This window comes from Aeromonas sp. FDAARGOS 1416 (assembly GCF_019048085.1).
Lineage (GTDB): Bacteria > Pseudomonadota > Gammaproteobacteria > Enterobacterales > Aeromonadaceae > Aeromonas > Aeromonas veronii.
In genome coordinates this window covers 1169289-1187555 of the sequence record NZ_CP077301.1, presented here as the reverse complement: position 1 = coordinate 1187555, position 18267 = coordinate 1169289, and the positions used below count along the sequence as shown (strand labels likewise).

General features: G+C 56.4%; 14 protein-coding genes and 4 pseudogenes. 10 read left to right on the top strand and 8 right to left on the bottom strand.

What is annotated here, in order from left to right:
* Nucleotides 1-6: 6 nt before the first annotated feature.
* Nucleotides 7-444, bottom strand: a complete 438-nt coding sequence (locus I6L46_RS05315) for a GNAT family N-acetyltransferase (protein WP_139494245.1) — start codon at nt 442-444, stop codon at nt 7-9.
* Between the two features lie 348 nt (nt 445-792).
* Here I6L46_RS05315 and I6L46_RS05310 point away from each other — a divergent pair, with 348 nt between their 5' ends.
* From I6L46_RS05310 to I6L46_RS05300, 3 genes and pseudogenes are all read left to right on the top strand, one after another.
* Nucleotides 793-2292 (top strand): sodium:alanine symporter family protein, encoded by a 1500-nt coding sequence (locus I6L46_RS05310; RefSeq protein ID WP_005360093.1) that lies wholly within the window; start codon nt 793-795, stop codon nt 2290-2292.
* 288 nt (nt 2293-2580) lie between these two features.
* Nucleotides 2581-3873, top strand: a pseudogene (locus I6L46_RS05305) (replication endonuclease); the annotation flags it as partial.
* Nucleotides 3874-4442: 569 nt separating this feature from the next.
* A complete protein-coding gene (locus I6L46_RS05300) occupies nt 4443-4661 on the top strand; it encodes a hypothetical protein (protein WP_216977557.1) in 219 nt (72 codons plus the stop codon).
* A gap of 238 nt (nt 4662-4899) precedes the next feature.
* Here the strand turns inward: I6L46_RS05300 and I6L46_RS20700 are convergent.
* A pseudogene (locus tag I6L46_RS20700) lies at nt 4900-5164 on the bottom strand (IS481 family transposase); the annotation flags it as partial.
* Between the two features lie 290 nt (nt 5165-5454).
* Between I6L46_RS20700 and I6L46_RS05290 the strand changes: the two are divergent.
* Complete coding sequence (locus I6L46_RS05290; protein WP_216977555.1) at nt 5455-5706, top strand: hypothetical protein; 252 nt, start codon at nt 5455-5457, stop codon at nt 5704-5706.
* Between the two features lie 116 nt (nt 5707-5822).
* Here I6L46_RS05290 and I6L46_RS05285 read toward each other — a convergent pair whose 3' ends face one another.
* Nucleotides 5823-6110, bottom strand: coding sequence for an ogr/Delta-like zinc finger family protein (locus I6L46_RS05285; protein ID WP_216977554.1), 288 nt, complete (start codon nt 6108-6110; stop codon nt 5823-5825).
* A 58-nt stretch (nt 6111-6168) separates the two neighbouring features.
* Nucleotides 6169-6477, bottom strand: a pseudogene (locus tag I6L46_RS05280) (phage portal protein); the annotation flags it as partial.
* Between the two features lie 218 nt (nt 6478-6695).
* On the opposite strand from I6L46_RS05280, the gene I6L46_RS05275 reads away from it, so the two are divergent.
* The gene (locus I6L46_RS05275) at nt 6696-6935 is read left to right on the top strand and encodes a hypothetical protein (RefSeq protein WP_155270327.1); all 240 of its coding nucleotides are present in this window, start codon (nt 6696-6698) and stop codon (nt 6933-6935) included.
* 145 nt (nt 6936-7080) lie between these two features.
* Here I6L46_RS05275 and I6L46_RS05270 read toward each other — a convergent pair.
* The 3 genes and pseudogenes from I6L46_RS05270 to I6L46_RS05260 all read right to left on the bottom strand — a co-directional run bounded on the left by I6L46_RS05270 (nt 7081) and on the right by I6L46_RS05260 (nt 9663).
* Nucleotides 7081-8300 (bottom strand): IS3 family transposase gene (locus I6L46_RS05270; protein WP_216977553.1). Its coding sequence is split into 2 segments (ribosomal slippage): nt 7081-7952 and nt 7952-8300, totalling 1221 coding nucleotides; the frame shifts between segments, so codons are not numbered across the junction.
* A 138-nt stretch (nt 8301-8438) separates the two neighbouring features.
* A pseudogene (locus I6L46_RS05265) lies at nt 8439-8838 on the bottom strand (phage portal protein); the annotation flags it as partial.
* A gap of 18 nt (nt 8839-8856) precedes the next feature.
* Nucleotides 8857-9663, bottom strand: coding sequence for a crotonase/enoyl-CoA hydratase family protein (locus I6L46_RS05260; protein ID WP_216977552.1), 807 nt, complete (start codon nt 9661-9663; stop codon nt 8857-8859).
* A 168-nt stretch (nt 9664-9831) separates the two neighbouring features.
* Between I6L46_RS05260 and I6L46_RS05255 the strand changes: the two genes are divergently transcribed.
* The 5 genes from I6L46_RS05255 (at nt 9832) to I6L46_RS05235 (ending at nt 16074) form a co-directional block, all read left to right on the top strand.
* The gene (locus tag I6L46_RS05255) at nt 9832-11619 is read left to right on the top strand and encodes a putative nucleotidyltransferase substrate binding domain-containing protein (RefSeq protein ID WP_216977551.1); all 1788 of its coding nucleotides are present in this window, start codon (nt 9832-9834) and stop codon (nt 11617-11619) included.
* Between the two features lie 2 nt (nt 11620-11621).
* A complete protein-coding gene (locus tag I6L46_RS05250) occupies nt 11622-12248 on the top strand; it encodes a 3'-5' exonuclease (RefSeq protein WP_216977550.1) in 627 nt (208 codons plus the stop codon).
* A 105-nt stretch (nt 12249-12353) separates the two neighbouring features.
* Nucleotides 12354-12665, top strand: a complete 312-nt coding sequence (locus tag I6L46_RS05245) for a DUF485 domain-containing protein (RefSeq protein ID WP_040068110.1) — start codon at nt 12354-12356, stop codon at nt 12663-12665.
* Nucleotides 12662-14314 (top strand): cation acetate symporter, encoded by a 1653-nt coding sequence (locus I6L46_RS05240; RefSeq protein ID WP_216977549.1) that lies wholly within the window; start codon nt 12662-12664, stop codon nt 14312-14314. Before I6L46_RS05245 ends, I6L46_RS05240 begins: the two co-directional genes overlap by 4 nt.
* Before the next feature lie 167 nt (nt 14315-14481).
* Complete coding sequence (locus I6L46_RS05235) at nt 14482-16074, top strand: ABC-F family ATPase (RefSeq protein ID WP_040068106.1); 1593 nt, start codon at nt 14482-14484, stop codon at nt 16072-16074.
* 238 nt (nt 16075-16312) lie between these two features.
* Here I6L46_RS05235 and ppiD read toward each other — a convergent pair whose 3' ends face one another.
* Nucleotides 16313-18226, bottom strand: a complete 1914-nt coding sequence (gene ppiD / locus I6L46_RS05230) for a peptidylprolyl isomerase (RefSeq protein ID WP_216977548.1) — start codon at nt 18224-18226, stop codon at nt 16313-16315.
* Nucleotides 18227-18267 lie beyond the last annotated feature (41 nt).

Here is an 18267-nt window from a genome sequence, read left to right as displayed (position 1 = left end):
AACAGGTCACAGCAGTTTGACGAACCGTTTCGGCCGCTCCTGATAATCCTGCGCCAGATAGAAACGGTGGGCCGCCTCGCGCTTGAGACTGCTGGATAGCTCCAGCTGGGCGCAACCTGCGGCCCGCGCCATCGCTTCAGCGCCCTTGAGCAGGGCTGCGCCCACTCCCGCCCCTCTTGCCCCTTCATCGACAACCAGCGCCGAGATCAGGCCCCAAGCTGGTGCAACATGCAATGGTGCCAGCTTGTGCCACACCAGCACGCCGACCACCTTGTCGGCTAGGGATGCGAGCAGCACAACGCTCGCGGGATCCGGCGCCAACAGGCGTGCCGTCACGTCAGCGCCTTCGGCAGGATACCCCAATTGGCTGAACAGGTGGGCGATGGCACTCCCGTCGTCGGCCTCAGGGGGACGGATCGTCAAGGTCTCAGGGTCATTTTTCATTGTTGGCCTCATGTTTGCTTTCCATTGTGTTACGCCCGTCACATTGTCCGGCGCAGATCAACAAGGAGGATCTCATCTTTACTCATAGAAAACGCTGCCTGCCATTATCCCCCCACCCTTGTCAATTCACAAATTTGCAACAAGGCAACATTTTTCGCTGGGAAGCACCGATACAACTCGATATGTTACAAGCCATGCATGGCGCGTGTTTGCGCTCTGCTTAACCCCTCAACCTCGCGCTCATTTGTTAACTGGATTGTTAACAAACAGGGCCGAAAACAGTGACAGAGAGCGAGGCCAAGATCTCGCCAAGACAGCGCCACAAACACAACAAAGGAGTTGTTGTACATGAATGAAATCGTCAATGCCATCAATGGTGTAATCTGGAGCCCTGCGCTCATCTACCTGTGTCTGGGGGTCGGTCTTTACTTCTCCCTGCGCACCCGTTTTTTGCAACTGCGTCATATCAAAGAGATGGTGCGCCTGATGTTTGATGGCAAGAGCACCGATGCCGGTGTCTCCTCCTTCCAGGCGCTGGCCATGACCCTGGCCGGTCGCGTAGGTACCGGTAACATCGCCGGTGTGGCCACCGCCATCACCTTCGGTGGTCCGGGCGCCCTGTTCTGGATGTGGATGGTCGCCTTCCTCGGCGCCAGCTCTGCTTTCGTGGAGTCCACCCTGGGTCAGGTTTACAAAGAGAAGATCAACGGTGAATACCGCGGCGGCCCGGCCTTCTACATCGAGAAAGGGCTTGGCATGAAGTGGTACGCCTGGACCTTCGCCATCGCCACCGTCTTCGCCTGCGGCGTGCTGCTGCCGGGCGTGCAGGCCAACTCCATCGGCTCCAGCCTGCAGACCGCCTTTAATATCGATCCGAACGTCACCGCCGCCGGTCTGGCGCTGCTGCTCGGCTTTATTATCTTCGGCGGCGTCAAGCGTATTGCCAGCTTTGCCAGTACCGTGGTGCCCTTTATGGCGCTGGGCTACATCATCGTGGCTTGCGTCATCATCGCCCTCAATATCGGCCAGCTGCCGGGCGTGATCCTGCTGATCTGGAAGAGCGCCTTCGGTCTGGATGCCGGCTTCGGTGCCATTCTGGGTCTGGCCATCATGTGGGGGGTAAAACGCGGGGTCTACTCCAACGAAGCGGGTCAGGGTACCGGGCCACACGCCTCTTCTGCTGCGGCAGTGAGTCACCCGGCCAAGCAGGGTCTGGTGCAGGCGTTCTCCGTCTATATCGACACCCTGTTCGTCTGCTCCGCCACCGGCTTTATGCTGCTGATCACCGGTCTCTATAACGTACAAGGGCCGGACGGCGCCGCCATCTACACGGGTATTGCCGGTATCGCAGCAGGCCCGGGCTATGTGCAGACCGCCATGGAGAGCATGATGCCGGGCTTTGGCAGCATTTTCGTGGCTATCGCGCTGTTCTTCTTCGCGTTCACCACTATCGTTGCCTACTACTACATCGCCGAAACCAACATCGCCTACATCAACCGCAAGATAAATCGCCCCTGGCTCACCTTCTTGCTGAAGATTGCGCTGATGGCTGCCACTGTCTACGGCACCGTCAAGACGGCGGATCTGGCGTGGGGCATGGGTGATATCGGGGTCGGCCTGATGGCATGGCTCAACATCATCGCCATTCTGCTGCTGCAAAAGACCGCCTTCACCTGTCTGAAGGATTATGAAGCGCAGCAGGCACAAGGGATTGACCCCGTATTCCACCCGGAGAAGCTCGGCATCAAGAACGCCGATTACTGGGTGGGCAAACGCTCCGAAGAGAACCTGGAGCGGGAGAAATCGGGCCATCAGTTCGAGCCGGATCAGGATCGCAAGACCTCCTGAACCAGAACGACATAAGAGATCAATAAAAATGGCAGCCTCGGCTGCCATTTTTATTTCTTTAATTTCAACTGGTTAGATTTAAATCAAGGAGTTAAGTGCCACAAAAGGGGACACTTTGGGACGTGAAAAGACACCAATATTGGCAAAATGTGGACACTTTTTTTGGCCCATTCTCGCGGAAGATCAAGCTGGTTTAAGATGGTTTTCCAGCGGGTTAAAGCGGACCGCGTCATTGAGATAATCCGGTGCAAAGTGGGCGTATGTCATCGTCTGATGAAATATCAAGTGGCCGCCCTCAAACGGCGGAACGCGCCCGTTTATGGATTTCGCGTGTGCGAGGCTCACCACGACGGCACCCCGCACTGGCATCTGCTGCTATTTATGCGCCCGGAAGATCGCAACCGGGTGATTGGCATCCTGCAACGCTATGCCCTGACCGATGACCACGGCGAGCTGGTACGGGATATCAAGGGCGCCCCACCCTTTACCGACTTTACTCCCCGCTTTGACTGGAAAGAGATAGACCCGGCCAAGGGGGATGCCGCGGGCTATATCGCCAAATACATTGCCAAGAACATCGACGGCGCCTACCTGGACGACGACGAAGAGGCCGGCACCGCCGCCGATGAGGGCGCCCTGCATGCCGTGGCCTGGGCCAGTTGGTGGGGCATTCGCACCTTCCAGCAGGTCGGAGGCGCCCCGGTCGGGGTATGGCGCGAGCTGCGCCGCATCAGCAATGCCAAGAAGCATGCCGAACTGGTTGGCCCGCCCAAGCCTGTGCTGCAAGACCCTCGCTTTGAAGCAGCCCGCTTTGCCGCGGATAACGGCATCTTTCGCTGTTATCTGCACGCCATGGGCGGTGCACTGGCGACCCGCGCCGAGCACCCCATCAAACTGGCCCACCTCATCGAGGAGCAGGCCAACAGCTACGGCGAAGACATCAAACGCCTGATGGGCATTACCTCCGCTCGCCTGGGTATCAAGACCCGCCTGCAAGGGTGGGAAATTGTGCCTGCCGGTACCCATGAAGCCAGGAAAGCCGCCGAGGCTGCAGCGAGGGGGGTTGGGGTTAAGACGGGCGACAGCCCGGCACCTTGGAGCTCTGACAATAACTGTACGCGGCCAGATCCTGATGCCTTCGCAGACCAGATCATGAGGGAACAATGGGGGTTATCACCCTTCTCCATCGACCGATTACGGGCTGGTTCTAACGTAACGGTGGACGGTTTCACCCTTTGGCTGGAGAACGGCCAGGTGCAGTCAAGCCGTATGATCCCATCGGACGATGACGACCCCCTGATAGAATTGGAATGGCTGCGTGCCATGGTCGGGGTACTTGAGCCAGACGAACAGCCCGACACCGTTAACCCCGATGATGAGCATTGGCCAACTCTGGTAATGGATTGCTATGAAATCTTCAACACTTGCGGATTCGCGGCATGCCATCAGTGGATCGCCGCGCTGCCCAACCCATATCAATGTGAACTCTGGCGAGTACTTGATAAATTAGACTGGGCTGACCGACACGAAGTGGAAAGCCTACTGTTTGACGAACTGATGAGCGAGGTTGCGTGTGACTGATCTTTTTTCCAAGCTGGAAGCCCTGCAGGGCGACTGCCTGATACGGTCCATACCTACAAACTGCTTACAGCGGCACAATATGATGCACTGGAAAACCAGATTTACCGGATGGTAACCTCAGATTGAAGGCACACCTGCATGGCCACAAGAGTTGATGCTTGAGTGGTTACAAGAACAAACACCGCATAATAAGAGGTGTGGCTATCGCCATGATGCACCAGATCTACCGACCGGAATGCACTGCCCCCCCAACATCTTGATCTGTGACAAAACAGGATAAGGGGAACCTCGTTCTAAGTTCAGATTTATTCACAAAGGCGAGAATAAAAAGAGCTTTCAATATACTCATAGCTCGGTGCTTTTCATACAGAAAGTATAGATAGAAGCAACATCAAAAAAGATGCAACACAAATACAACTATACAAATGACGTAAGTTATGTAACATAATGTTTTTAAAGTGATTTAATGTGATCACTAAGTGAGTTATGGAGAGTATAACTCAGCCTAATTACTTGATTAATGCCCCCGTCAGCTCACTATTATGTAATACCTAATTTTGGAGTAAAACGTGTCTAGAACTACAGAGAACATCATCCGCATAGTGCAAGCTGGCGGAAACATGAATGTAAACGGCGAAAGAATGACTACAGAAAATATGATCCGTATTGCTATGGCGGCGGTGAAATCAGGCTCAACAATTACCTTTATGGGCCTTGGGAAGCACACAACTGAGAACTTAATTCGCATTGTTAAGGCTGGCGGTAAAAACGTCATTGTTCAAGATTAAGAATTATCGCAGATTGCACAGGCTGTACAGATCTAGTTATCACCTGACACCGGCCTCAAACCAGTGTCTTGTTTACGCTGTTTTATGCACACTTCCTACGGTATCAATTTCAGACCCCTCTTGAACATGCTGTAGGTGTCTATCCCTAATTCTGCCCTGATGTCGCCACTGTTCCAGTGATGTGGCAACACGCCACAAACCCGCCGACACTTACGTTAACACCATACAAAGCAGGTTATTGCAAGACATGCTGTGGGCCATGAGCTGGTCTGGTGAGGGAGCGATCGAAGATGACCGCCTCAATTTCAGGAGCAACCCGGTTAAGATTACCTCCTTTACTGCGGTGCAGCCCATAGCCCCATAGGTCTGATAGTTACATTGGATTTCGCTGAATGGCTGACCGTTGTAACCGATGCGCTTGCAAATTTGCTGACGTTATTGAGCTCTTTGGCGAGATCTAGCAGGCTGAGTTTGCGACGTACTACTTTCTCTTTGGTGCTCATACGGTGACTCCAGACAACACGGTAGAGGTACCGTTTTGTTACCCAGTTTGGGACCGTATGATCACTCCCTTTTGTGGACCATCGTCAAGAGATTGCCGCCTCTATACAGGAACTAACCGTTTTGTGACTGTTCACACAGTGAAGGAAATGACTATCCCCACCCAAATGAGTATCATTGTAGCGAACACAAAAGAAGTTAAACAAACCTCTCCACTGCGTTCACAACTATCGCTCAGCCATATTACAGACTCTGTATTGGCAACATATTTTAAATAAAACAAGGGGATAAAATGGCTCTTTTCTTTCTTAACTATGACCTTCGTAAACAGCGTAACTATCAGCCACTTTACGATGAACTCGCAAAATACAATGCAGTTCGGATACTAGAATCAATGTGGTGCTTCAAGCGCATCAACACCAACAGTGAAAAACTGCGCGATTACTTTAAACAATTCATTGATGCCGATGATGGTATTTGTGTGAGCGAAGTAAACGAATGGGCTACGTTCAATACTCTAGGCCATCCTAACCAACTTCCATAACACACATTAGCCTGTTCAATCGAGCAGGCTATATTCATCATCAACTCAAGTATTGCACCTAATTCATTCGTAGATGAAAAAATCCGATGGAAAATGAGGAGCGCAAACAGGATACGCTATCCCACTCGCGGCCACTTATGGCTCTGGAAACATGCCCCATCCCCCAGTCCTTTCAGTACCAACTGCCGCCCCTCTGGCGTCAGTGAGCCCATCAAGCTCAACACCAGTTGGTTGGTGGTCTTGGCCGAGGGGCTTAGGGTGTGGGCGAACGACAAGGTGGCCACCCAGCTGTGGCCACACTCTGCATCGGTGCATTGGCAGTAGAGACCCGAGACATCATCGCTCAGTCGGTTGGTCTTGGTAATGCGGCCCCGCTGGCCACACACTTTGCAATAAACCCACATTACGCCCCCTTTTCTATCCAAATCAACAGCCTATCTTGCCACAGCAAACTCTGTTTGTTTATACAGTTGAGCCGATATTCTCCCGAAAATCGACCCAGAGGGAGCGAGGGAGTCCCGCGCTGTTGATGGCATCCTGGATAAGCTCACACAACGGCAGTACCTCATTGCGGGCATAGGTTGCATCGTACTTCTCGGGGTCCCCAAGCCCTCCCCCGCCATTGGTCGGAATGATGCCGGCCAGCGCAGCCGGAAAGCGGTGAGAGGTCAATACATCCTGAGCGGTGATCCCCTTGATAGCCGCAAACTCGTCCTTGGTGGCGATATCCCCCACCGCGATCAACTTGATGCCATCCGGGATATTCACGAAGCGAATGCTTGTAGTGTCTTTCCCACTCAACTTATTTTACAGTTTTTAAAAATCAGCAACAGGCCGTAGTAGGTTGGCAAAGAAAATATCTCTAGACACAGTTCCAGACAGTATAATACTATGATTTTAAAGCGGTCAATTAACATCTTAATTGGGAATTTTCTCTATATTAAGAATATTTACCCAACCTTCATGTTAATCACTATTAGTGAGGGGTTATGCGCATAAATATCGGTCAGAAAGGTATCGGTGGAAATAATGAGTCATGGTATTACCTTGAATTCAATGAACACGAAGGGCGGTTCTATCACATTCATGAATGGCACAATATGAATCATTCGCTCTCTGTGGACGAAGGCGAAGAAAGAACCCCACTGGAACAAGCTAAAGAGAAACGCTTCTATGCCGAGGCAATAGGAGTCATCAAACAACGCATGTTTCCGAGTCGCGCTAACTAAACATTCAAGCCGATTCCTTATCTGCGAGACAACATATTAACGTTAGAACTTAACGCTTCAATACACTCATATTTACAATAAATTTTTTTTAAGTGATGTCTAGTCCTGAAATAGGTTTACACATTTTCAACTAGCATTTCTCTACTCAGAACCCCCTATGTACCGCATCGGGGGGTCTGTATTTCAACGCATGATGCGGCCGCTCCGCGTTGTAAATATCTACTGCTTCACGCACCATCTCCCGCGCTTGCGCCAAATCCTGCGGGCTTTGCAACAATAACTCTCCTTTCAAAATCCCGTTCACCCGCTCCGCCAACGCATTCTGATAACAGTCATACCCATCCGTCATCGAGCATTTCACCCCGTACCGTTCATGTAATGATTGATACAGTCCCGAGCAATACTGCACGCCGCGGTCTGAGTGATGGATTAGCTCCCCGCCGCCACGCCGTTGCTTCAGCGCTTTCTTGAACGCCATCGCCACCGATTCGGCATGCATCCCTTCGTGCACGTGATGGCCCACTATCTTGCGTGAGTACGCATCCGTCACCAGGCTCAGGTACAGCGGTCCGCTCCTGGCTGGCAGATAGGTGATATCTGCAACCCAGACCTGCTCCGGGGCCACCGGCGTGACCTGCTCTGGCCCCGCCTTGAGCAAGTTGGGATGACGGTAGAAACGGTGAAAACTGTGGGTGGTCTTGTGATACGCCCGTCTGGGCAGCACCAGCAAGCGGTGCTCGGCCAATATCCGAAACAGCCTGTCACGCCCGACTTTGAGCCCGCCATCATCCTGACCCTGCAGCAGATAATGCAGCTTGCGAGTGCCCACCCGCGGTTGTCGCAGTCGAACCTGACGCACGAAGCGCACCACCTGCAATCCCTGTGCATGGCGCTCGTCGGCGACCCGATTGCGCTTGTAGTAAGCCTGCCGGCTTATCCCGAGAAACAGGCAAGCCCTGACAATGGTCAGCCTCTCGACTTGCCGCTGCGAGAGGACTTGCCGGGTCGCTTTTTTACGATGGAGACGCCGTAGTCATTCTTCAGTACATCGACGACGGCCTCAAAGAACTGGGCTTTCTGACTCATCAGCGCCAGCTGTTGCTCGAGTTCCTTGATGCGCTGTTCGGGTGTCTGGTTGTCGGGGTCAGGCATGGTGATGCTCCTGCCGGCACGTACAGAAGCCCCCTGGCTCCAATCTTGCCGACCATGTTTACGTAACCATACCAGAATGGTCGAATTGCCCTGAATGCCATATCGGGCTTGTGCTTGCTGGCAACTGAGCTCGCCTTTTTCAATCTGCTCGACCAGTGCCAGTTTAAAAGTCAGTGAGTAATCGCGCTGTGTCCGTTTCACACCTTGTCCCATCGGGTTCTCCATTTATTGGGGGGGAAAGGTGTAAACCATATTCAGGACGGCACATGAATATGATATCAGGGGGCTATTATTTCGCCCCCTTTTCTATCCAAATCAACAGCCTATCTTGCCACAGCAAACACTGTTTGTTTATACAGTTAAACCGATATTCTCCCGAAAATCGACCCGCAGGGAGACGGGAGTCCCGCGCTGTTGATGGCATCCTGGATAAGCTCACACAGCGGCAGCACTTCGTTGCGGGCATAGGTGGCATCGTACTTCTCGGGATCCCCGAGCCCTCCCCCGCCATTGGTCGGAATGATGCCGGCCAGGATGTTGACGAACATGGAGCGAAAGTTTCCCACCCCTTGCTGCTTGCGATCATCTCCTTCATCTCCTCCTCGGTGTCGTCGTCCATGTTCGGGTCGGTGGCGTAGAAGATGAAGCCCATGTGGGCGCCGTTGAGGAAGTATTTGCGCCGAAACAGGGTGGCATCCTGATTGAACAGCGCCGACTGCAGGCCACCCAGGTAATCGGGCATACCGTAGATCGCTCGTGCAGCTCGCAGTCAGAGCTGATTGCGGCGCGGCCCGAAGGGCAGGCGCCAGCGAAACAGGCTGTTAAGGGTGGCCCGCCACTGATTGGGTCGCCCCAGGATCTGCTTTTGCAAGCGGGTCTCTTCTTTCAGCATCGCCTCATCGCTGCGGGCCCAGGCCTGACTGTAGAGCTGCTTGATCCCCGCCAGGGCATCCGGCGACTTGGTGATAAGAGTGCGGGCAAACTCCCGCGCCTCCACCAGCGGATCGGCGCAGACCCGGCTCACCATCCCGAGAGCTTTGGCCTCGATGGCATCGAGCTCACGCCCGCTCATGGCCAGCTCCATGGCGGTATCCACTCCCATCAGGTTGCGCATGGTGACACTGCCGCTCATGTCGGGGATGATGCCCCACTTGATCTCCATCACCGAGAAGCGGCAATCGGGGGTGCTGAAGCGAAAATCGGCGCCGAGCGCAATCTGCAACCCGCCGCCAAAGCAGACTCCCTGAGTCACCGCAATCACCGGCACCGGCAGTTGATGCCAACCATAGGCAACCCGCTGGGCCAGATTGGTCGCCTCGTCCGCTTCACGCTTGAGAATATCGAGCGCCGCCACCGGCTGTCTCAGCATGGATTTCACATCCAGCCCGGCGCAGAAGGCCCGCCCCTCGCCGTGCAGGATCACCGCCCGCAGCCCCTTGTGCCGGGCGAGCTGCGTCAGCGTCTCGTCGATGGCGCTGAACATAGCGCGGTCCAGCGCATTGAGTTTGTCCCCCCGCGTCAGCATCACTTCGGCAATCCCGTCGCGGATCTCGCACTTGATCCTTGGTTTTTCCATCTCCCTTGTCCTCTCCTTGATCCCTGAAACTGACTCACTGGTCATACCACCACGTTATCAGAGTGTGAACAGGCGGTACAGCTGAGACTAAAGTCGGCTGGTCGCCTCCCCCTCCCTTTGTCACACTGGGAGCTGCATGAGTGCCGCAAGCCAGCAGAGGACGCTGTCATGTCAACCCTGTTCAATTTTGCCAGACCACCGTTCGACCGACTGGATGAGGAGGCGCGCGAGCGGCTCTCCCGTCACCTCTCGCTCTGCTATTTTCGGGCCGGGGATCTGCTGCTCCAGGAGGGGGACGAGCCTCCCGGCCTCTATCTCATCATCAAGGGGGCGGTGGAAGAGTCGGCCCCTCACCACCAGTTTGGTGATTACGGGGTTGATGACCTGTTCGATGTGCGCGCCCAGTTTGATGGTCGCTGCCGCCACCGCTTCACCGCGCTGGAAGATAGCCTCTGCCAACTCATTCCTCGCCACACCTTTCTGGCGCTCTGTGAGCAGGATCCGCAGTTTGCCAGCTACTTCACCGCCAATCTGGCCGAGCGTCAGCGCCAGCAGGAGCAACGCGAACAACTGGGTCAGAAGAATCTAGCGGAATTTATCCTGACTCGCATCGAACTGGGCCACCTGCAGGCACCGCTTATCGTCGACAGCAAGCTGTCACTGCTGGCGGCGACCGAAGCCATGGTGAGCAAGGGAACCGATTGCCTGCTCTACCCGGCCCACGACGGCTCTCTCACGCTGGCAACCCGCAAGACCTTGCTCCACGCCCTGACCCTCAAGGGATTGCCGCTGACGGCCCCGCTCTCGGTGCTGACTCCCACGCCCTTGATTGGTCTGCCGCTGGAGAGCTATCTGTTTGATGCCCTGCTGCTGATGACCCGCCATCGCATCAAGCGACTGGTGGTATGGCGTGGCAACGAAGTGGCGGGGATCCTGCAACTGACCCAGGTGCTGGGGCTCTTCTCGACCCACTCCCACGTGCTGACGTTGCGTATCGCCCGCGCCGACAGCCTGCCCGCGCTGGAGGCGGTCGCCCGCGAGCAGCAACAATTGACCCGCTCGCTGTTTGCCCAAGGGATCCACACCGCCTTTTTGATGAAGCTGATCGCCACCATCAACGAACAGCTGATCGCCAAAGCCTTTGCGCTGGTGATCCCCCCCGAGGTGCAGGATAAGGTTTGCCTGCTGATGCTGGGCTCGGAGGGGCGTGGCGAGCAGATCCTCAAAACAGATCAGGACAACGCCCTGATCCTGCCAGAGGGGCTGACATGGCCCACCCAGGCAGCCGATCTGGCCGAATTCAGCGCCCTGCTGGAACGCCTCGGCTACCCGCTGTGCCCCGGGCAGGTGATGGTGAACAATCCGGCCTGGGTAAAAACAGGCAGCGAGTGGCAAAGCGCCATTGCCAGCGCCTGCACCACGACAAAAGAGGATGAGCTACTTTGGCTCGCCACCCTGGCCGATGCTCACCCCATCGCGGGGGATCGACAGCTCCATCTGCCGGTTGCCAGAGCGCTGCGCGAGCAGTTGGCGGACAGACGGGATCTGCTGGCGGAGATGGTGCGACCGGCGGTGTCCTTCCATGCCCCGCTAACCCTCTTTGGCAGGCTGGAGCAGCCACCGGAAGGGCTGGATCTGAAACGGGGTGGCCTGTTTCCGCTGGTGCACGGCATCCGGATGCTGGCCCTTGAGGCAGGCATTCTGGAGACTTCAACCCTGGGGCGTATCGATGCACTGGTGGCCGCCGATCGGCTCAGTGCCGACTATGGCAGCAATCTGGCTGAGGCGTTCCGGCTCTTTATCCGGCTTAGGCTGCGCAGCCAGCTCAAGGGGGGGAATAGTCGGGTGCAGACAAGCGAGCTCAGCCACAGCGAGCGGGATCTGCTTCGCCAGGCGCTGCATCAGGTGAAGAAGTTCCAGCAGTGGCTCACCTTGCACTTTCGTCTGAGACAATAGCCATGTTGAGCCTCGTTCGACGCTACTGGTATGGCCGCACGTTCCGAACGGGCGAGTTCGCGCCGCTCTTTGCCACCCCACCGGAAGATGAACGGATCGCCCTCGATTTCGAGACCACCAGTCTCGATCCCGAGCAGGCCGAGATCGTCTCCATCGGGGCGGTGCGCATTCAGGGCAACCGGCTGCTGACCGGTGAGGCCCTCGCCATCAAAGTACAGCCACCGGCCAGCCTGACCAGCCAATCAGTGGTGATCCACGGTCTGCGCCATCAGGATCTGCAACAGGGGATGGAGCTGGAAGCCGCGCTGCGCCTGCTACTCGACTATATCGGCCCGCGCGAACTGGTGGGCTATCACATCGCCTACGATCTGCGTATTCTCAATCTCGCCTGCCAGAAATTGTGGGGATTGACCCTGCCCCAGCGAGGGATCGAGGTGAGCCAGCTCTATCACGACCACCTCTATCGCCGCTATCCCGATGCGGCCATTGACCTTCACTTAAGTGCCATCTGCAGCCACCTTGAACTCCCATCCCTGCCCGCCCACGACGCCCTTGCCGATGCCACCACGGCCGCGCTCATCTACCTGCGCCTGACCTGCGGCTCGCCGCTCACTTATCCCAAAGTCTAATTGTCGAGAAATAACATTTAATTCACATTTTGCTTACATGAGCAGATTGCCTGCTCGTCGGGGTTACCCCATCCACCGCTGACACTCATGTCATGGAGAAATGCAATGGAACAGCAAAGCTATCTGAGGATCCAGCAAGATCCCAACTTCCAGGAGCTGGTCGCCAAGCGCCAGCGTTTTGCCTGGGCCCTCTCGGCTCTGATGCTGGGACTCTACCTGGCGTTTATTCTGCTCATCGCCTTTGCCCCCGGTTGGCTGGGCACCCCCTTGAGCGAAGGGTCGACCATTACTCGCGGCATTCCTGTCGGGGTAGGATTGATCCTCTCCTCCTTCGTGTTGACCGGCGTCTATGTCTTTCGCGCCAACGGCGAGTTTGATGAACTGAACCAGAAGATCCTCAAAGGGGTGCAATCATGAAAGGCAAGTTGCTGCTGTTGACCTCACTGGCCTCCACTCCCCTGCTGGCGGCCGATGCAATCTCTGGCGCCGTGGAGCGTCAGCCCCTTAATGTCGCCGCCATCGTGATGTTTCTGGTCTTTGTGGCCGCTACCCTGTTCATCACCTACTGGGCCTCCAAGCGCAACCGCTCGGCTTCCGACTACTATGCCGCCGGTGGCCGTATCACCGGCTTCCAGAACGGTCTGGCCATCGCCGGTGACTATATGTCCGCCGCCTCCTTCCTCGGGATCTCCGCGCTGGTCTACACCTCCGGCTATGATGGCCTGATTTACTCCATCGGCTTTCTGGTGGGCTGGCCCATAATCCTGTTTCTGATCGCCGAGCGGCTGCGCAACCTTGGCAAATACACCTTCGCCGATGTCGCCTCCTACCGCCTCAAGCAGACTGAGGTGCGCACCCTCTCCGCCTGTGGTTCGCTGGTGGTGGTCGCCCTCTACCTGATCGCCCAGATGGTCGGTGCCGGCAAGCTGATCGAGCTGCTGTTTGGCCTGCAATACCATGTGGCAGTGGTGCTGGTCGGTATCCTGATGGTGCTCTACGTGCTGTTTGGCGGCATGCTGGCCACCACCTGGGTGCAGATCATCAAGGCTGTGATGCTGCTCTCTGGTGCGTCCTTCATGGCCATCATGGTCATGAAATCGGTCAACTTCGATATCGGTGCCCTGTTTAGCGAAGCGGTCAAGGTGCACGAGAAAGGGATCGCCATCATGAGCCCGGGTGGCCTGGTTGCTGACCCCATCTCCGCCATCTCACTCGGTCTGGCATTGATGTTCGGTACCGCCGGTCTGCCCCATATCCTGATGCGTTTCTTCACCGTGAGCGATGCCAAAGAGGCGCGTAAATCTGTGTTCTACGCCACCGGCTTTATCGGCTACTTCTACATCCTCACCTTCATCATCGGCTTTGGCGCCATCTTGCTGGTGAGCACCAACCCGGCCTTCAAGGACGCCACCGGCGCCCTGCTGGGCGGCACCAACATGGCGGCCGTCCATCTGGCCAATGCGGTCGGTGGCAGCCTGTTCCTCGGCTTCATCTCCGCCGTGGCATTTGCCACCATTCTGGCGGTGGTTGCCGGATTGACCCTGGCCGGTGCCTCTGCGGTCTCCCATGACCTCTATGCCAGTGTGTTAAAGAAGGGCAAGGCCAACGAGACTGATGAACTGCGCGTCTCCAAGATGACGACTCTGGTGCTGGGTGTGGTTGCCATTGGTCTGGGGATCCTGTTCGAGAAGCAGAACATCGCCTTCATGGTGGGTCTGGCCTTCTCCATCGCCGCCAGCTGCAACTTCCCGGTGCTGTTCCTCTCCATGTTCTGGTCACGTCTGACCACCCGTGGCGCCGTCTACGGTGGCTGGCTGGGACTGGCGAGCGCAGTGACCCTGATGATCCTGGGTCCGACCGTGTGGGTGAAAGTGCTGGGCCATGCCCAGGCCATCTTCCCCTACGAATACCCTGCCCTCTTCTCCATGGGGTTGGCCTTCGTCGGGATCTGGTTCTTCTCCATCACCGACAGCTCCCAGAACGCCGCCGACGAGCATGCCAAGTTCCTGCCGCAGTTCGTTCGCTCCCAAACCGGGCTGGGGGCCTCTGGCGCCACCTCCCACTAACAGATCAAGTTCATCCTTCCAAGCCGGCTTCGCGCCGGCTTTTTTTATTGCCCATCAATCGGCTGCACGCCCCGCTTGCCCCGATCAAGATCACACTTCTCGCTAAAACTTTCGGGGGATCTGTGCCATAATGCGCGCCATTTGACAGACCAATCGGGACACATACCTTGTTAAGTAGCAACAACATCACCATGCAGTTCGGCGCCAAGCCGCTGTTTGAGAACATCAACGTCAAGTTTGGCGGCGGCAACCGCTATGGCCTTATCGGCGCCAACGGCTGTGGCAAGTCCACCTTTATGAAGATCCTCGGTGGTGATCTGGAGCCCACTGGCGGTAATGTGAGCCTGGACGTCAACGAGCGCATCGGTAAGCTGCGTCAGGATCAGTTCGCCTACGAAGATATGCGCGTACTGGACGTGGTCATGATGGGTCACACCGAGCTGTGGGCGGCTATCGCCGAGCGCGATGCCATCTACGCCAATCTCGAAGCCACCGACGAAGACTATATGAAGGCCGCCGAGCTGGAAGGTCTGGTCGCCGAATATGACGGCTACACCGCTGAAGCGCGTGCAGGCGAGCTGCTGCTGGGTGTCGGCATTCCCCTTGAGCAGCACAACGGCCCGATGAGCGAAGTGGCCCCAGGCTGGAAACTGCGGGTGCTGCTGGCACAGGCGCTGTTCTCCAACCCTGACATCCTGCTGCTGGACGAACCGACCAACAACCTGGATATCAACACCATTCGCTGGCTGGAGCAGGTGCTCAACGAACGTGAAAGCACCATGATCATCATCTCTCACGACCGTCACTTCCTGAACTCTGTCTGTACCCACATGGCGGATCTGGACTACGGCGAGCTGCGCGTTTACCCGGGCAACTACGACGACTACATGCTGGCCGCCACCCAAGCGCGCGAGCGTCTGCTGGCCGACAACGCCAAGAAGAAGGCCCAGATTGCCGATCTGCAATCCTTCGTCTCCCGTTTCAGCGCCAACGCTTCCAAGTCCCGTCAGGCGACCTCCCGTCTCAAGCAGATCGACAAGATCAAGATTGAGGACGTCAAGGTCTCCAGCCGCCAGAACCCCTTCATCCGCTTCGAGCAGGACAAAAAGCTCTATCGCAACATCCTGGAAGTGGAAGGTGTCTCCAAGGGTTATGGCGACGGTCCCCTGTTCAAGGGCCTCAACATGATGATGGAAGTGGGCGAGAAGGTCGCCATTCTGGGTACCAACGGTATCGGTAAATCCACTCTGATCAAGACTCTTGTCGGCGCACTGGCACCGGATACCGGCACCATCAAGTGGTCCGAGAACGCCCAGATAGGTTACTACGCTCAGGATCACGCCGAAGACTTCGACACTGATCTCAACGTGTTCGACTGGATGGCCCAGTGGAAACAGGAGAACGAAGACGAGCAGGCTGTACGCTCCATACTGGGCCGTCTGCTCTTCTCTCAGGACGACATCAAGAAGCCGGTCAAGGTGCTCTCCGGTGGTGAGCAGGGTCGCATGCTGTTCGGCAAGCTGATGATGCAGCGCCCCAATATCCTGATCATGGATGAGCCGACCAACCACCTGGACATGGAATCAATCGAATCCTTGAACATGGCACTGGAGCTCTACCAGGGGACCCTGATCTTCGTCTCCCACGACCGCGAGTTCGTATCCTCCCTGGCGACCCGTATCCTGGAACTGACTGAAGATGGCATCCGCGACTTCGGCGGCACCTACGAGGATTACCTGCGCACCCAGGGCGTGGTATAACCCCGCTCCTGCGCAAGTGCGCAATGCAAAACCGGCACTCAAGTGCCGGTTTTTTTATATCCCGTATCAGGACGTATAGCCCCGGTGTGACTACACGCCACAGAACAGAGCACAGAGCACAGAGCACAGAGCACAGAGCACAGAGCACAGAGCACAGAGCTTGAGTCTCCTCCTCTTGCCCACAGATAAAAAAACGGCTCCATCAAGGAGCCGTTTTCAATGGGTTGTGCAGTGCCGATTACTCGACGGTCGCTTCCACACTGGTGAAGTACTCGATCTTGGCCGCTTTACGCAGCTCGTCGATCAGAGACTTGTAATCCACCTGAGCTTTGCCCTGACCCAGCTGAGCTTGCAGCATGGCGGCCATGCCGGATGCGGCGGCAGGGACGTTGACCTTGTCCAGCGCAACTACAACGCGGTCACCATTGGTCTCGGCAACCAAAGCCACGCTTGGCTTGCCGTCGATCGGATGGGGCAGCGTGAACGCCTGGGCAATCAGGTTCTGATCCAGCTCGCGATCGAAGCGGGCAACCCCTTTGTGGGTCTCCACTTTCAGACCGAGTGCAGTCAGATCGGCTGTGATGCTCTCACCGACTTTCAGCTTGTCCAGCAGGCCCTGGGCCTTGCCACGGGCCACTTCGCTAGCCTTGTCATGCTTGATGGCGGCAATCACCTGCTCTTTCACCTCGGCCAGCGGCTTGACCGCTTTGGGCTTGTGACCAGTGATGTGCAGCACCAGCGCCTTGCCGTCAGCCAGCTCGATCACGTCGGAGTTGGTGTTGTCATCGCGCAGCTGTTCGGAGAACGCCACGGAGAGCACCTTGGGATCGTTCAGCGGAGCCGGAGCAGTCGCCTGGGTGAAGAAATCGGAAGATTGAACCTTCATTCCCATGGCGTCAGCGGTCAGATCCAGCGAGTCCGGGTTTTCGAAGCTGTTGTCAGCCATTTTCTGCTGCTCGGCGAAGAACTTCTCCTTGGCCTTGTCAGCTTGCAGACGAGTGATGGTCTCTTCTTTCACATCGGCAAACGGCTTGGTCTGGGCTGCTTCAACCCCCAGCAGCTTGATGATGTGGAAACCGAACGGGCTCTTCACCACGCCGGAGAGATCGCCAGCCTTGTCCAGGGCGAACGCGGCTTTCTCGAAGGCCGGATCCATCACCCCTTTCTCGAACCAGTCCAGCTCGCCGCCTTTTTTGGCAGAGAAGGTATCGGAAGAGTCAGCCTTGGCCAGCGCAGCGAAATCATCGCCCGCCTTGGCTTTGGCCAGCACGGCTTCTGCTTTCTGCTCGGCCGCTTTCTCGTCCTTGCCAAACGGGATCAGGATATGAGCCACATGGCGACGCTCGGCACGCTGGAACAGATCCTGGTGCTGATCGTAGTAATCCTGGGCATCCTGCTCGGTGACCTTGATATCTTTGGCGAGGTTGGCGGCGTCCAGCAGCAGATAGTCGACCTTGACCTGCTCGTCGTTCATGAAACGGGCGCCATTGGTCTTGTAGTACTGCTCAAGCTCGTTGTCGGATACCTGAACGTCAGCCATGTAGTTGGCGGCAGCCAGACGCACCAGACGCAGATCGCGAGTCTGGTTGTAGAGCTTGTCGAGCTGCTCCGCTTCACCCTTGAGGGAGAATTCGGTGCCCAGCAGGGCGCTCATCAACTGTTGACGCACCATGTCCTGACGCAGGGAGTCACGGAACATTTCGGGAGTCATGCCGGCACGACGGATCAGTTGCAGGTAACGGTCATTGTTGAACTTGCCGTTCTCGGCAAACTCCGGCATCGCTACGATGGCTTGCTTGATCTGCTCATCGCTGACGCGCAGACCCAGCTCGCGAGCCTTGCTGTCCAGCAGCGCCTGATCGATCAGCCGATCCAGCACGCCGCGGCGGAACTGTTTCATGTAATCGGGGTTCGCGGCCAGCTGGCTGAATGCCTCTCCCATCTGGGATTCCATGCGGGCGCGCTCGTTACGGTAGGCATTTTCCAGTGCCGCAGCACTGATCTCGGTGCCATTGACGGTGGCGGGGGCGGTACGGGCCGGGCCGTTCAGGTAACTACCTACACCAGCCAAGGCAAAGGAGAGGATGATCAGGCCCAAGATAACCTTGGCTACCTTGCCCTGCGCCCCTTCGCGTAGTTTATCCAACATCATGTTTGTACTTATGCTCCCGAACTCGATGGGCGTAAACAATA